Consider the following 15,615-nt stretch of genomic DNA (forward strand, 5'->3'; position numbering starts at 1 on the left):
GGAGGTCCGGAATACCCGGGCCGTACAACTTGGAATCAGCCCTGTGCACGGCGTGCTACCGAACAGACCAACGGCCATCAGCCCCGCGCGGAAAACCGGTCGCGGCTGTTGGTCAGATGCAGCCACATGGCCGCGCGCGCGGCGTCCGCATCCTGACGCTTGATCGCATTCAGAATCGCCTCATGTTCCAGATGGGCCAGTTGCCCGAGCTTGCTCAGATCCGCCGCGCCACGTTCAGCAGCATTGAGGCGATGACGCGGAATCATCGCGCTGCCCAGATGCTGCATGATCTCGCTGAAGCAAACATTGCCGGTGGCCTCGGCGATCAGCAGATGAAAACGCCGATCCGCTTCGACGCAACTGTCGTTGTTGTCGAGCAGCCGCTGATAGTCATCCAGCGCCTGACGCATCTGCAGCACTTGCGCCTCCGTGCGCCGCTGCGCCGCCAGCGCCGCCGCTTGGGTTTCCAGGCCCAGACGCAGTTCGAGAATGCTGCGCACACCGAGCGCCGTGTCGACATTCAGGCGTAAGCCCTGCTCCGCAACACGCTCGATGACAAAGGTGCCGATGCCGTGGCGCGTCTCCACCAGCCCGGAAGCCTGCAACTTTGAAATCGCCTCGCGCACCACCGTGCGGCTGACCCCGTGTTCCTGAACGATGGAATTCTCTGACGGCAGCTTGTCGCCGGGCGATAGCTGACCGAGCAGGATGCTTTGCGTGAGCTTCTCCACCAGGTCATGGGCGAGGTTGTGCGCACGTTTACGGGCGGGAGCGTCGAGGTCTTCTTGCATGATCGGTTCCGGTGATCGGGGGCTTGTGGATCGTAGCATCCTGCGGGGATGACGAAATTGAGTCTAGCGGCTCAACTTGTATGACAACACTCAAATAAACGGAAATACCTTCAAACACTCCTGACAAACAGAAGCGTGTCCCCCTGGGGGTGACGCGATGCTCTACGCCTTAAAAAACCCAGCAAACATTGATCACTAACGCAAAAAAGCATAAAAAACCGGCATCCCAGAGAAAAATAATCGGCCAACCCTACTTGTCGGACAAAATTTCTCAGTTGTATGATGTCTAGCAACAACGCAGCACCTGCCCTACCCCGCATAAAAATAATCAGTGGGAGAAAACCAAGTGAAAACCTCCGTCTCCGGGATGAATGAGGGCGTCGATTCGACACTCGCGTCGGCCATCTCGAAAGTGAAACGCCACGTCCTGCCGCTCTTCGTGATCATGTTCATCGTCAATTACATTGACCGGGTGAACATCGGTTTCGTCCGCACTCACATGGAACATGACCTCGGTATTGGTGCCGCCGCTTATGGCTTCGGCGCCGGTCTGTTCTTCATCGGTTACGCGCTGTTCGAAGTCCCCTCCAACATGCTGCTGCAGAAAGTCGGCGCACGCATCTGGCTGACCCGCATCATGTTCACCTGGGGCCTGGTCGCCGCCGGCATGGCCTTCATCCAGAACGAAACCCACTTCTATGTGTTGCGCTTTTTGCTCGGCGTGGCCGAGGCCGGGTTCTTTCCCGGGGTGATCTACTACTTCACCCGCTGGTTGCCCGGCGCCGAACGCGGCAAGGCGATTGCGATCTTCCTCAGCGGCTCCGCCGTGGCCTCGTTGATCTCCGGCCCGTTGTCCGGTCTGCTCCTGCAAATCAACGGGCTGGGCATGCACGGCTGGCAATGGATGTACTTCATTGAAGGGATGTTTTCCGTGTGCCTGTGCGTGTTCGTCTGGTTCTGGCTCGACGCCAAACCCCACGACGCGAAATGGCTGACCCGCGCCGAACAGGACGCCCTGGTCAACGCCATCGACGCTGAACAGAAGGCCCGCGAAGCCGCGACGCCGATCCGGCCATCCATGGGCAAACTGCTCAAGGACCGACAGATCATCCTGTTCTGCCTGATCTACTTCTTCATCCAGTTGACCATTTACGCGGCGACCTTCTGGCTGCCGAGCATCATCAAGAAAATGGGCGAGATGAGCGACTTCCAGGTCGGTCTGTTCAACTCGATTCCGTGGTTGCTGTCGATCATCGGCATGTACGCCTTCGCCTCGTTCTCGGCCAAGTGGAAACACCAGCAGGCGTGGGTCGCCACCGCCCTGTTGATCGCCGCTGCGGGGATGTTCATGTCGACCACCGGCGGGCCGATCTTTGCTTTCGTTGCGATCTGCTTTGCCGCGCTGGGGTTCAAATCCGCCTCATCGCTGTTCTGGCCGATTCCGCAGGCGTACCTGGATGCGCGCATCGCCGCAGCGGTGATCGCACTGATCAACTCGGTGGGCAACCTTGGCGGCTTCGTCGCGCCAACTACGTTCGGCCTGCTCGAAGAACACACCGGCTCGATTCAGGGCGGCCTCTATGGGCTGGCCGCGACCTCGATCATCGCCGCGATCATCGTCTTCTTCGCGCGCACCACACCGAAACCTGCTGCCGACATCGCCGTGGTCGAGACCGCGCCGAAACACGCCTGACGTCCATTGTTAAAGATTGCGTATTAAAAGGATAAGAACATGACCGCACACGACACCGCCAAAGCCCCGATCATCACCGACATGCAAGTCATCCCGGTGGCCGGTCACGACGGCATGCTGCTCAATCTGAGCGGCGCCCACGGGCCGTTTTTCACCCGCAATATCGTCATCCTCAAAGACAACGCCGGCCACACCGGCGTCGGTGAAGTACCCGGTGGCGAGCGTATTCGCCAGACCCTGGAAGACGCGCGCAGCCTGGTGGTCGGCAGCCCGATCGGCACGTATCAGAAGATCCTAAATCAAGTGCGCCAGACCTTCGCCGACCGCGATGCTGGCGGTCGTGGTCTGCAGACGTTTGACCTGCGCATCACCATTCACGCCGTGACGGGCCTCGAAGCCGCGCTGCTCGACCTGCTCGGTCAGCATCTGAATGTACCGGTGGCGGCATTGCTCGGCGAAGGTCAGCAACGCGATGAAGTGAAGATGCTCGGTTATCTGTTTTACGTCGGTGATCAGCGCGAAACCGACCTCGCCTACCGCAGCGAACCGGACGCCGACAACGACTGGTTCCGCGTGCGTCACGAGAAGGCCATGACCGCCGAAGCCGTGGTGCGCCTCGCCGAAGCGGCCCACACGAAATACGGTTTCAAGGACTTCAAACTCAAGGGCGGCGTGCTCAGTGGCGATGCCGAAATCGAAGCGGTCACAGCGCTGGCCGAACGCTTTCCTGATGCGCGCATCACCCTCGATCCGAACGGCGCGTGGTCACTGAAAGAAGCCATTCGCCTGTGCCGCGATCAGCATCAGGTGCTCGCCTACGCCGAAGACCCGTGCGGCGCGGAAAACGGTTATTCCGGTCGAGAGGTGATGGCCGAGTTTCGTCGTGCCACGGGGCTGAAAACCGCCACCAACATGATCGCCACTGACTGGCGTGAGATGGGTCATGCGATCCAGTTGCAGTCGGTGGACATTCCGCTGGCCGACCCGCATTTCTGGACCATGCAAGGTTCGGTGCGCGTGGCGCAGATGTGCCATGAATGGGGGCTGACCTGGGGCTCGCATTCCAACAACCACTTCGATATCTCGCTGGCGATGTTCACCCATGTCGCTGCCGCCGCACCGGGCGAGATCACCGCGATCGACACCCACTGGATCTGGCAGGACGGCCAGCGGTTGACCAAGGCGCCGCTGCAAATCGTCGATGGTCTGGTGCAGGTGCCGAAAAAACCGGGGCTGGGTGTCGAGCTGGACATGGACCAGGTGGCCAAGGCTCATGAGCTATATAAAGGCATGGGCCTCGGCGCGCGGGATGACAGCGTGGCGATGCAGTTTCTGATTCCGGGGTGGAAGTTCGATAACAAGCGGCCGTGTCTGGTGCGCTGACACGCGCTCTTGAACCCACCACCATCCCCTGTGGGAGCGAGCCTGCTCGCGAATGCGGTGTAACAGCCAACATTTTTGTCGACTGAAGCACCGCTTTCGCGAGCAGGCTCGCTCCCACAAGGGGTTTTGTTCTAATCAGTGTTTTGCAGCAGCCAGGTTTTGAACGCCATCATCGCCGCTGTTTCAGGGCGCGATTGCAACCGCGTCAACCAGTAACTCCCCGTCGTAATCTCAATCGCAAACGGCTGACAAATCGCCTCCGCCGCCAGTTGCCGGGCGAACATCATTGGTGGCGCCAACGCCACACCACTGCCCTGCAACGCCGCCTCCATCATCGCCAGCGACGAATCGAACACGATGCTCTGCGGCGGAGCAGCCTGGGTCGCCAAACCGGCAGCCTGAAACCACTCCGGCCATTCATCGGTGCGATAGGAACGCAGCAGCGTTTGTTGCAGCAAATCCCCCGGCGATTGCAATTGCCGAGCGATCTCCGGCACGCACAACACCGACAGCGGCGCATCGAGCAAACGCGTCGCCTCAATGCCATGCCACGCCCCGGCACCGAAGCGAATGGCGTAATCCAAACCCTCAGCGGCGACATCCACGCGATTGTTGTTGGTCGACAGCCGCAAATCTATGAGCGGATGTTTCGTCCGGAAGTCCGCCAGCCTCGGCAACAACCAACCCACGGCGAACGTACCCACCGCGCCAACGGTCAACATTTCGCGGTACTGTCCGCCAGCGAGGCGTTCCAGAATCTGCGCGATGTGATCGAACGAGGTGCTCAGCACCGGCAGCAAGGTTTCACCCTCACTGGTCAGCATCAGCCCACGGGGCAGGCGTTTGAACAGGGTGACGTTGAGTTGCGCCTCGAGGCTTTTCACCTGATGGCTGACAGCCGCTTGCGTGACGCACAGCTCCACGGCCGCGCGAGTGAAACTCAAATGACGCGCGGACGCTTCAAAGGCACGCAGCGCGTTGAGCGGCAATTGCGGTCGAATCATGCCCAGTCCCAAATTTTTCTAATGGCTCGTGCGAGTTTTCATCGTTTGTAGATTAGGGTCGCGCTGAATAAATTGGCGGCGCTGATCAGTCGCCAAACACAGAAATCGCCCGCAGTGTAGCGGGATACCGTCATCAACACTCATGGAGAGTGGTTCATTCATGTCATCCATTCAATCGAGCAAAGTCATTTCCTGCGCCGCTTTCGGTCTGCTCTTCGGCACCAGTGCCTGCTTCGCCGCCGTGCCCGACAATGCGCAACTGTCAGCGCTGGTCAACGCAGCGGTGACGCCGGTGATGCAGCAACAGAACGTTCCCGGCCTGACCGTAGCACTGACCATCAACGGCAAGGCGCATTACTTTAACTACGGCGTCGCCAGTAAAGACACCGGGCAGAAAGTCAGCGAAAACACCCTGTTCGAAATCGGCTCGGTGAGCAAAACCTTCACCGCCACCCTCGCCGGTTACGCCCTGGCGACGGGCAAACTCGATCTGTCGACCAAGGCCAGTCAGCTCTGGCCTGAGCTGAAAGGCAGCGCCTTCGATAACATCAGCGTGCTGCAACTGGGCACCTACAGCGCCGGCGGTTTGCCGCTGCAATTCCCGGACAGTGCGGATTCGTCTGACAAGATGCTCGGCTATTTCCAACAGTGGAAACCGGTTTATCCGGCAGGCAGTCATCGCCAGTATTCAAATCCAAGCCTTGGATTGTTCGGTTATCTGGCGGCGAAGAGCCTCGGCCAGCCGTTTGATCAGGCGATGACCCAAACCCTGCTGCCTAAACTCGGTTTGCAGCACACCTACCTCAGCGTGCCGGCCGCGCAAATGGACCTGTATGCGCAGGGCTATGACAAGAACGGCAAACCGGTGCGCGTCACGCCCGGTGCGCTGGATTCGCAGGCCTACGGGGTGAAAACCAGCGCGGTGGACATGCTGCGTTACGTGCAGGCCAACCTGAAACCTGAAGCGCTGGAAGCCTCCCTGCAAAAAACCATAACCAACACCCACACCGGGTACTACACCGTCGGCGATATGACTCAAGGTTTGGGTTGGGAGATGTACCGTTACCCGATCGGTCTCGAGCGTTTGCTCGCCGGCAACTCGACGGAAATGGCCATGGAGGCGCACAAGGTGCAGTGGCTGAACCCGCCGCAACCGCAGCCGCATGACGTGCTGATCAACAAGACCGGCTCTACCGGTGGTTTCGGGACTTACGTGGCGTTTGTACCGAGCAAGGATGTTGGCATCGTGATCATGGCCAACAAGAACTTCCCGATTCCTGAGCGGGTGAAGATCGCCCACAAAATCCTCAGTGCTGTCGCCGATTAAAAGTTTCGCGTCAGGCAATAAAAATGGGCGACCTTTCGAGGTCGCCCTTTTTCGTTTCAGCCTTTAAAACTGTGCCTGCAACTTCCAGCCGATGACATCCATCAAGTCGCAACTGTCACGTAACGGAATCGCTATCACCCGGGCGAAATCCTGTAGCAGTAATGCGTCGTGGCCCTTGCCGTCTCCCAGCGCCAAGGTCTCCATTAATTGCGTCACACAGCGCAAACGGTAAGCCGCTGTGCCGTGCAGCACATCCACCGGTGCTTCGCTGTCGATCAACAGACTGGGAATCTTGCAGTCGATCCCGGTAATCGGAATGTATCGCGCCATGTTTGAACCTCCCTGTTCAATGTTGCGTCGCCGCCGGTGGATCGAGATTGTCCAGCGCACGGTTGACCAGCAACTCGCCGAGTACGGCCAACTGCTGAATCGACAAGGCGAGGCTACGCGGCGAACCTTGCAGTTCAGCGGCCAGGTCGGTGGTCAGGACGTTCAATGAAGCGAGGGTTTCGCAAGCGTGGCAGAGCAGTGTGGGGGCATCGATATCGGGGAGGATGGTGAAGAGGTGGCTGATGGGATCGGGGTGACGGGGGTTGCGTAAGCGGGGGTTGTTGGCGTCGAAGGACCCAGAATCCATGGGGGATTCGGGAGGGTTTGGCGTTGGTTTTTTCATGTATGAAGTACCGTAGTGAATTGTAGGAAAAACTACCTTTCTCACTTCCACATGAGGGTGGCAGCTGTACGCAGGTGTGGAAGACCAGGCCAATCCACCAAAACCCGGCGCACTCGAAAGTGCCCCTGCGCACAGCCGCCAAAAACGCGGCGATGTTGACATAAATAACGTCGACATGCGCTTTTGAGACATTGATGGATGTAACCGACAACCGGACTTCCACGTCCGACCACTGTGTTTTGCAGCGGCCAAAGAAGACTATCCCTCCTCTCCCAACCCCACCAGTTCACCACCGCCGCCGCGACTTGCAGGAAAAATCCACGGGGGTTGAAGGGGGTTTGCGTCAGACATTTCCGCCGGCACATGCTGCAACGACTTTGTATTAGCGAATGAATTTGTTGTATCTACACTGCATCGAGTCAATCTCTGGACGAGGATGGCGTCGGGCAAAGAAACAGTCATTTGAAGGGCGCAGTGATGGAAATCAAAAGTTTGAAACTTGCGGATGTCGGACACTTTGGCGACATGGATATTCAGTTTGCCCCTACCCCGACACACCGTTCGAACATCACGGTGCTGGTGGGAAACAACGGCAGCGGAAAAACCACCATTCTCAAATCCCTGAATATTTGTCTGAGCTGGCTGATCGCAAAAATTCGCTCCAATAAAGGCAATGGCAAATACCTTGTCGATGAAGATATTCGCAACGGCGCCTCAGGAGCCGTCCTTTCGATTGGCATCACCGACGTTTCACACCCTCGCGCAGCTGAGAGTGATGCGGGTTCCGAAAACGAATTGTTCGTATGGGGCGCTGCCCGAAGTCGCCAAGAAGGTGCTGTTTCGGGCCGTGGATATTTAAACGAAGTCAGACTGCTTGCAGACCACTACCGCACTCAACTCACCGCCGACGATAGTGCCTCACTCCCGCTGATCGCTTATTACCCGGCCGAACGTTGCGTTTTAGAAGTCCCGCTGAAAATCAGCGGCAAACAAGCCTTCGATCAACTCGACGGCTACGACACCAATTTTCATGGGGGTGCCGATTTTGGTAGTTTTTTCGAATGGTTTCGTGAACGCGAGGACAGCGAAAACGAAGACGGGATTTCCGATACCGCACTGGCCGAAATCGCGGAAAAATTCGGTACTGACAGCGACGCCTGGAAAACGCTGGCCAATGTGAAAGCCTCCACTCGCGATCGCCAATTGACTGCCGTTCGTTCGGCCCTCACCGCATTCATGCCGGATTTCACTAACCTGCGCGTGCAACGCAAACCCCATCTGCATATGGCAATCGACAAGCATGGCGCGACATTCAATGTTACTCAGCTCTCGCTTGGCGAAAAGTCGATGATTGCGTTGGTGGGTGACATGGCCAGGCGTCTGGCGATGATGAATCCATCGATGGACAACCCGCTGCACGGTGGCGGCATTGTTCTGATCGACGATGTGGAATTGCGCATGGATCCGCAATGGCAGCTCGGTCTGATTGCACAGTTAAGTACGACCTTTCCCAATTGCCAGTTCGTGTTGACCACGCATTCTCCATTGGTCGTAGGTGATACCAAAGGTGTGCTGGTTTACCTGCTTGATGAGGGCGATAGCCGTGGGTAGACAGGTTGCAGTGAGGGCTTCGGTGTCCGCAAATATGTAGGAGTGAGCCTGCTCGCGATAGCGGTGTATCAGTCAACGCTGATGGTGACTGATACACCGCTATCGCGAGCAGGCTCACTCCTACAGGGGACGCGTTTTATTCAGTGACAGCGCGATCAATCATCCGGCATTTCCGGCGGCTTGCTCGGTTTCGCAGGCTTGGTCGGCTTCGCGTTCTTCGCGCCTTTGGCAGGTTCCGGCGTAGCAGCGACCGGCGCCTGAGCCGCAGCGGCCGCTTCCTTCTCAGCCATCGGCATGGCATCGATGGTGTCAAAGATCTTCTTCAAATCCACCGACTTCGCTTCATCCCCCGAAGCTGAAAGCTTGGTCTCGCCGTCCTTGCCCACCAGGAACACTTTCGGATACGCCCCGGCACCGAGCTTCAGCGAGCGCAGCAGCGCCATGGTGTCTTGCTGGCCCATGTCCTTGCCGTCGAGCTGGCCGGACATGTTGAGGATGGTGTAGACCTTGATGTTGCGGTCGGCTACGCCTTTTTTGTTCGCGGGGTCTTCCAGCGACTTTTTCAGGGCTACCCACACGGGGTCGACCGTGCTTTGTGCGATCACGATCAGCGGTCGGGCGCGGCCCATATCTCCGGCAATGGGCGAATCGTTGTCAGCGGCGAACAAGGGGCCGGCAATCGCCAGCAAGAGTGTCAGGGTCAATGACCTGATGAGCATGCGCATCTCCTTTTGATATCCACGCTCTAATGATTGCGCATCGTGGCGATTGTTCCGGGACAACCCGGCAAATATCTTCCGCCTAGTCAGAAGCTTAGGACAGGCGCGACATTGCGCAACATATCCGAGGTGATCGCAACGCGGATTTGATTACCTTTTATGACCGCATTAGGGTGGTAGTTCTGCCCATGAAATGGAGTTCACCCGCATGCACATCGATTACCTGTGCGATCACCCCGAATTGATCGAAGAACTGGCCACGCTCAACTTCAAGGAGTGGGGCGAGTTTCGCCCCGGGCAAACCGTCGAGGACCGTATCGAACACATGCGCGAATCCTGCGGCAAAGGCGCAGTGCCTAGCGTGGTGGTAGCGCTTGAGGGTTCACGTTTGCTGGGCGGCGCGCTGCTGATCGAAAGCGATCTGAAGCTGCGACCGAACCTGACGCCATGGCTGGCCGGGGTTTACGTGAAGGCTGAGGAACGCGGTCGCGGGATTGCTTCGCAACTGGTCAATCGAGTGGTTGCAGAAGCGGCGGCGCTGGGTGTGCCTGAGTTGTATCTGTACACCGACACGTCGCAGTCGCTATATGCGCGGCTGGGTTGGGAAGTGGTTGAAGAACTGGTGTACGACGATTTGCCGGTGACGGTGATGAAATACGCCATCCGCCGGTAAGAACCCCCGTAGGAGCTGCCGCAGGCTGCGATCTTTTGATCTTTAAAAACAACATCAAGAGATCGCAGCCTGCGGCAACTCCTACATGAGACCGTATTTGGCGGGGCCAGATCAGAACGCCAGTTTGTAGCCGATCAGCACCAGCATCGTCGCCAGGCACGGGCGCAGCACTTCATCGGAGATGCGTCCGGTCAGGTGACTGCCGAGCCAGATGCCCGGCAACGAGCCGACCAACAAGAAGCCCAGCACCCCCCAATCCATATTGCCCATGCTGGCGTGGCCGAGGCCTGCAACCAGGGTCAGCGGCACGGCGTGGGCGATTTCTGTGCCGACCAGACGGCGGGTCGGCAGTAGCGGATAGAGGATGAACAGCGCAACGGTGCCCAGGGCGCCCGCGCCGATCGAGGTCAGGGCGACCATGGTGCCGAGGATCAGACCAGTGATCACGGTCATCACGTTCAACCGCGAACCGCTCGGGTTGTAGTTGCCGCCAGCGCGTTTGTGGGCGAAGTCGAGCAAGCGTTTCTTGAAGAAGATCGCCAGCGCCGTGGCGAACAGGACGAAGCCCAGCGCCTGTTTGATGATGGCGTTCATCGCGTCCGGCGCGGTGTGCAGAGTGCTGAGGAACCACAAGGTCATGGCCACCGCCGGCACACTGCCGAGGGTCAGCCAACCAGTAATGGCCCAGTCGATGTTCTTGTTTTTGCGATGGACGAGTACGCCACTGGATTTGGTAATGGCGGCGTACAGCAGGTCAGTGCCCACCGCCGTTGCCGGGTTGATGCCGAACCACAGCAGGATCGGCGTCATCAACGAACCACCGCCGACACCAGTCATGCCGACAATAAAACCCACCACCAGCCCGGCAATCACCAGGCCGAAATTTGCCAATTCCATTAAACCGTCCAGAAAAACGACAGGAAAATCTGGCCCGCAGCATAGCGATTTTTCTTATAACCACATATATCGATGCGGTCTATCGTTATGCCATATCGAACTCACCATCGCTTTACTGTAGGAGTGAGCCTGCTCGCGATAGTGGTTTATCTGTAACGAGTTCAGTGACTGAAACACCGCTATCGCGAGCAGGCTCACTCCTACAAGGGGATCTCGGTGTGCCGCAGATTAGTGCACCCGCCGTCCCGGTTTGAAGCTGTGGTGTTTGTTGACCCACACCGTGGCCAGCGCGATCAGCGACAAAATCAGCAACGCCCACGGAAACGACATCGCCCCGGCCCGATCGAGCAACAAGCCACCAAACAACCCGCCCCCGGCGATCGCCACGTTCCAAGAGGTTGTGAGCATCGCCTGCACCACGTCGACGTGATCACCGGCCGAGTCCGCCGCCGAGGTCAGCAGCAACGTGGCCGAGCCACCAAACGACAGGCCCCACACCGCCATGCAGGCATAAATGATCAGCGGTGACGGCGCTGCCACTGCCAACACCAGCGCGGTCAGCGCAAACACCGCGAGGCTGATCAACGTCAGCCAGCGCAGCCAGCGATCCACCAGCAGACCAATGATCCAGATCCCGCCCAGCGAACACAGGCCAAACACCAACAACACCAGATCAACCCTGTCAGCTAGTCCGGCCTGCATCAGAAACGGTGCAATGTAGGTGTAGAGAATGTTGTGCCCGAGCATCCACGTCAGCACCACGAACAACACCGGTCGCACACCCGGCAGGCGCATCGATTCGAGCAGCGGCAGACGCTCGTCACTGGCCTGCCCCGGACGATCCGGCACCGCGATCACGATCCACGCGGCCAGCACCAGAGCCAGCGCCGACATGATCCCGAACGACGCACGCCAGCCGATCAGATTGCCCAGCCACGTCCCCGCCGGCGTGCCCAGTGACAGCGCCACCGGGGTGCCAAGCATGGCAATCGCCAGTGCTCGACCCTGTTGATGCACCGGCACAATGCCGCGCGCATACCCGGCCATGATCCCCCACGACAGCCCCGCCGCCATCCCGGCGAGGAAGCGCGAGGCGAGGGTCAAACCGTAATGGCTGGAAAACGTGGTGACGGTGTTGAACAACAGAAACCCGCCGACCGTCATCAATAAAACCCGGCGCCGAGGCCAGCCGCGCGTGGCGACGGTCAGCGGGATCGCGGCGACGATCGAGCCGAGCGCATACAGCGTCACCAGTTGCCCGGCGAACACTTCGCTGACGTTGAGCCCGGCACCGATTTGCGGCAGCAGTCCGGCAGGCAGGGTCTCGGTGAGAATGGCGATGAAGCCGGTCATGGCGAACGCCAGCAACGCGGCATAGGGTAGTTTGTCCGCACGGGCGGTGCGGTCGACGCGGCTGAAATCGGCGCTGGCGGGGTCGGTCATGACGGGTGCGGCTCCATTTTGATCAATAGCGGTGACGGATTGTATACAAAAACAACCTTCACTATTCGATCAATGTGGGAGCGAGCCTGCTCGCGAATGCGCTCTTTCAGGCACTGAAGTGTTGATTGACCCACCGCTTTCGCGAGCAGGCTCGCTCCCACATTGGATCTCTGCACTCCCCAGGTTCTCGTGGAACTCACTGCACGGGCAGGAAATTCAGGAAGAGCAGACTTTGCGCGTAGTTGAGGCCGATCCGCCGATAACGCTCATCAAGCATCTGCGTGATCAGGTCCAGGCGCGCGACGATTTTGCCGAACTCGGTGGCGAAACTCAGGTTGCTGCCCTCCTCCGAGATCTCATTGGAAAACAGCAGCGGCTGCCCTTCCTTGTTCTGCCGCTGGGACAAAATCCACGTGGCTTTTTCGATATTGCGTGCAGCGTTGTGAACGAACGTCGGGTTGATCGCATCGGTCATGTAGAACTCAGTGCGATTGCCATGGGCGGTGACCAGCATGCTGCCGATGGCATAGATGAACGCGCCGACACGGTCGCCGAGAAACTCCGGACTCATCGCATAGCTCAGCGCCGCCAGATCCTTGCGACCACCCAGCACCGGCAGCGGCTGTTGCTGCTCGACGGCCATCCGCACCTGTTTCACCGCAGCATGGATGTTGAGAAACCCTGACTTGCGCAGCTCGTCCGGGTTGCGCAGGTACAGCTTGGCTTGCAAGCGATAGAGGCTGCTGAGGTTGTCGCGCATCGCCAGCGTGGCCATGCGGTCGACGCTGGTCTGCAGGAACTCCTGCGGCTGCCCTTCACGCATCTGATTGAAGAAACCATTGCCGTCCTGGTGACTGCAACCGCTGAACAGCAGCGACGACAAACACACCAGCAACAGGCACGGGCGGCGGAAAAAAGCAGCGATCAGGGCAAAAGCTCTCGGCATGAAATCTCGAACAGGCACATTCCTGTGCGGCGGGAGTCACCGCATCCTGGCCATGGATAGAGCCGCCGATGGCGAAAAAGTGCAGTGCACCGAATGCCCGGTCGTCCTTCCACCTGCCACGACCCGCAATTTAGTCTGTCTTTATTGTTGAAATAAACGATTAATCAGCTATAAATTTTCACTTGCTGAGTATTTAGTATGACTACTTTGTTTTTTCGGTGATTAACATACCGATAGAACGCCGCTTTCGAAAACAACAACAAAAAGGAAGGTCAACCATGCTTCAATCCCGTCACCTGCTCTCCGGCCTCGGACTGTCCCTGATGATCGCCACCCTCTCCGCCAACGCGGCCGGCCTCAGCGCCGAACACAAAGCTTTCGGCAAAACCAATGACGGCACGCCCGTCGAGCAATACATCCTGCGCAACAGCCACGGCATGCAAGCCACCGTCATCACCTACGGCGCGACCCTGCAATCGCTGAAAGTCGCCGACAAGCACGGCAAGTTCGACGACGTCGTGCTCGGCTTCGATGATGTACAGGGTTACCAGAAAGGCACCGCCTACTTCGGCGCAACCATCGGCCGCTTCGGCAATCGCCTCGCCGAAGGTGCCTTCGAACTCGACGGCAAGCGCTATCAAGTGCCGCAGAACGACAAGACCAACGCGCTGCACGGCGGCCCACAGGGCTTCGACAAGAAAGTCTGGAAAGCCCAGGAAACCAAGGACAAGGATTCCGTCGGCGTGACCCTGACCTATCTGTCGGCGGACGGCGAAATGGGTTTCCCCGGCAACCTCACCACCGAGGTGACCTATCGCCTCACCGACAACAACGAACTGCGCATCGACTACAAGGCCAGCACCGACAAACCGACCGTGCTCAACCTGACCAACCACAGCTACTTCAACCTCGCCGGCGCCGGCAATGGCGACATCCTCAAACAGGTCGCCACCCTGCACGCCAGCCATTACACCCCGGTCACCGCCAAACTGATCCCGACCGGCGAACTGGCACCCGTCGCGGGCACGCCGATGGATTTCAGCAAACCCACTGCGATTGGCACGCACATCAAGGCTGATCATCCGCAGCTGAAATTCGCTGAACCGAAACAGGGTGGGTTTGACTTCAACTGGGCGCTGGATACCAAGGGCGATATCGGCAAAGTTGCGACTGAGGTCAGCGATCCGCAGTCCGGTCGCGTGCTGCGGTTGTTCACCACGGAACCGGGTGTGCAGTTCTATACCAGCAACTTCCTCGACGGTACGGTCAAGGGCAAGGGTGGCAAGGTGTATCCGCACTGGGGCGCGTTTACCCTGGAGACTCAGCATTATCCGGATTCGCCGAATCAGCCGGACTTCCCGAGTACTCGGCTTGATCCGGGGCAGACTTACAGCCACAGCGTGGTGCTGAAGTTCTCCGCAAAATAACTCGCCCCGCCGTACCTGATCGTTCCCACGCGCAGCAAAGGAATGCCTCAAGGGACGCTCCGCGTTCCAGCTCGCGAAGGGACGCGGAGCGTCCCGGGCTGCATTCCCACGCAGAGCGTGGGAACGATCTGGTCTATCCTGCTGCCCACTAAAAGGTATCGATACATTCAGCAAGGAGGTTTGCATGCGTACCCTCGAACTGGCCGGCGTCCAGGTTCCGATCATTGGCCAGGGCACCTGGCGCATGGGTGAAGACCGCTCGGCGCACAAGCGTGAAGTGGCGGCGCTGCGCACGGGGATCGAGCTGGGCATGACCCTGATCGACACGGCGGAAATGTACGCCGAGGGCGGCGCCGAATCAGTCGTTGGCGAAGCCATTGCCGGCCTGCGCGATCAGGTGTTTCTGGTGAGCAAGGTCTACCCGCACAACGCCAGCCGCAAGGGCATCCCGCAAGCTTGCGAGCGTAGTCTGCGCCGGCTCGACACCGATTACATCGACCTCTATCTGTTGCATTGGCGCGGCCAGTATCCACTGGAAGAAACCGTCGAGGCCTTCCAACGCCTGCGCGAGGACGGCAAGATCGGCCGTTGGGGCGTGTCGAATTTCGATGTCGACGATCTCGAAGAACTCTCCAGTTCCGCCTGCGCGACCAATCAGGTGCTGTACAACCTGGAAGAGCGCGGTATCGAATTCGATCTGCTGCCGTGGTGCCAACAGCAGCGCATGCCGCTGATGGCTTACTGTCCGATCGGCCAGGGCGGCGCGATGCTGGCTGAACCGCTGCTGAATGAGATTGCCGCTCGTCATGGTGTAACCCCCGCACAGGTTTCGCTGGCGTGGATTCTGCGTCAGGATGGTGTGATTGCGATTCCCAAGGCTGTGCGACCGGAACACGTGCAACTCAATGCCCAAGCCGCGCAACTGCAACTGGAGGCCGGGGATCTGGCGGCGCTGGACCAGGTGTTTCAAGCGCCACAACGCAAGCAGCGGCTGGCCATGGTCTGAGCCAGCGGCTGGCGAGGGCTTC

15 protein-coding genes are annotated in these 15,615 nt (G+C 58.9%); 7 read left to right on the plus strand and 8 right to left on the minus strand.

All coding sequences use genetic code 11. The annotated features are described in order from the left end of the window. Positions 1 to 77 precede the first annotated feature (77 nt). Positions 78 to 791, minus strand: coding sequence for a FadR/GntR family transcriptional regulator (locus HU754_RS19850; protein WP_093433993.1), 714 nt, complete (start codon positions 789 to 791; stop codon positions 78 to 80). Between the two features lie 346 nt (positions 792 to 1,137). Between HU754_RS19850 and HU754_RS19855 the strand changes: the two genes are divergently transcribed. Further along, a complete protein-coding gene (locus HU754_RS19855) occupies positions 1,138 to 2,484 on the plus strand; it encodes an MFS transporter (protein WP_186624143.1) in 1,347 nt (448 codons plus the stop codon). Between the two features lie 39 nt (positions 2,485 to 2,523). Beyond that, positions 2,524 to 3,867, plus strand: a complete 1,344-nt coding sequence (gene gudD / locus HU754_RS19860; protein WP_186624142.1) for a glucarate dehydratase — start codon at positions 2,524 to 2,526, stop codon at positions 3,865 to 3,867. A gap of 131 nt (positions 3,868 to 3,998) precedes the next feature. On the opposite strand, the gene HU754_RS19865 is transcribed toward gudD, so the two are convergent. Beyond that, positions 3,999 to 4,871, minus strand: coding sequence for a LysR family transcriptional regulator (locus HU754_RS19865; protein ID WP_186624141.1), 873 nt, complete (start codon positions 4,869 to 4,871; stop codon positions 3,999 to 4,001). A gap of 160 nt (positions 4,872 to 5,031) precedes the next feature. On the opposite strand from HU754_RS19865, the gene ampC reads away from it, so the two are divergent. Continuing rightward, positions 5,032 to 6,198: a class C beta-lactamase gene (gene ampC, locus HU754_RS19870; protein WP_186624140.1), complete on the plus strand. Its 1,167-nt coding sequence runs from the start codon at positions 5,032 to 5,034 to the stop codon at positions 6,196 to 6,198. A 63-nt stretch (positions 6,199 to 6,261) separates the two neighbouring features. On the opposite strand, the gene HU754_RS19875 is transcribed toward ampC, so the two are convergent. Continuing rightward, positions 6,262 to 6,528 (minus strand): hypothetical protein, encoded by a 267-nt coding sequence (locus tag HU754_RS19875; protein WP_186624139.1) that lies wholly within the window; start codon positions 6,526 to 6,528, stop codon positions 6,262 to 6,264. Positions 6,529 to 6,544: 16 nt separating this feature from the next. Beyond that, entirely contained in the window at positions 6,545 to 6,835 is a 291-nt protein-coding gene (locus tag HU754_RS19880; RefSeq protein ID WP_437182472.1) for a DUF6124 family protein, read from the minus strand. 513 nt (positions 6,836 to 7,348) lie between these two features. On the opposite strand from HU754_RS19880, the gene HU754_RS19885 reads away from it, so the two are divergent. After that, positions 7,349 to 8,482 carry an AAA family ATPase gene (locus HU754_RS19885; protein WP_186624137.1) on the plus strand — a complete coding sequence of 378 codons (1,134 nt, stop codon included), beginning with the start codon at positions 7,349 to 7,351 and terminating at the stop codon, positions 8,480 to 8,482. Between the two features lie 155 nt (positions 8,483 to 8,637). On the opposite strand, the gene HU754_RS19890 is transcribed toward HU754_RS19885, so the two are convergent. Continuing rightward, positions 8,638 to 9,201 (minus strand): DUF4174 domain-containing protein, encoded by a 564-nt coding sequence (locus tag HU754_RS19890; protein ID WP_099756709.1) that lies wholly within the window; start codon positions 9,199 to 9,201, stop codon positions 8,638 to 8,640. Between the two features lie 208 nt (positions 9,202 to 9,409). Between HU754_RS19890 and HU754_RS19895 the strand changes: the two genes are divergently transcribed. Then, positions 9,410 to 9,874 (plus strand): GNAT family N-acetyltransferase, encoded by a 465-nt coding sequence (locus HU754_RS19895; protein WP_116256021.1) that lies wholly within the window; start codon positions 9,410 to 9,412, stop codon positions 9,872 to 9,874. Between the two features lie 111 nt (positions 9,875 to 9,985). Here the strand turns inward: HU754_RS19895 and HU754_RS19900 are convergent, their stop codons facing one another. The 3 genes from HU754_RS19900 to HU754_RS19910 form a co-directional block, all read right to left on the minus strand. Further along, entirely contained in the window at positions 9,986 to 10,771 is a 786-nt protein-coding gene (locus tag HU754_RS19900; RefSeq protein WP_034154648.1) for a sulfite exporter TauE/SafE family protein, read from the minus strand. Between the two features lie 228 nt (positions 10,772 to 10,999). Then, the gene (locus tag HU754_RS19905; RefSeq protein WP_186624136.1) at positions 11,000 to 12,214 is read right to left on the minus strand and encodes an MFS transporter; all 1,215 of its coding nucleotides are present in this window, start codon (positions 12,212 to 12,214) and stop codon (positions 11,000 to 11,002) included. 196 nt (positions 12,215 to 12,410) lie between these two features. Then, positions 12,411 to 13,160, minus strand: a complete 750-nt coding sequence (locus HU754_RS19910) for a hypothetical protein (RefSeq protein ID WP_186624135.1) — start codon at positions 13,158 to 13,160, stop codon at positions 12,411 to 12,413. Positions 13,161 to 13,438: 278 nt separating this feature from the next. Here HU754_RS19910 and HU754_RS19915 point away from each other — a divergent pair, with 278 nt between their 5' ends. Continuing rightward, the gene (locus HU754_RS19915) at positions 13,439 to 14,587 is read left to right on the plus strand and encodes an aldose epimerase family protein (RefSeq protein ID WP_186624134.1); all 1,149 of its coding nucleotides are present in this window, start codon (positions 13,439 to 13,441) and stop codon (positions 14,585 to 14,587) included. Between the two features lie 184 nt (positions 14,588 to 14,771). After that, positions 14,772 to 15,593: an aldo/keto reductase gene (locus tag HU754_RS19920; RefSeq protein WP_186624133.1), complete on the plus strand. Its 822-nt coding sequence runs from the start codon at positions 14,772 to 14,774 to the stop codon at positions 15,591 to 15,593. The last annotated feature ends 22 nt before the right edge of the window (positions 15,594 to 15,615 follow it).

The organism is Pseudomonas zeae, assembly GCF_014268485.2.
Taxonomy (GTDB): domain Bacteria; phylum Pseudomonadota; class Gammaproteobacteria; order Pseudomonadales; family Pseudomonadaceae; genus Aquipseudomonas; species Aquipseudomonas neuropathica.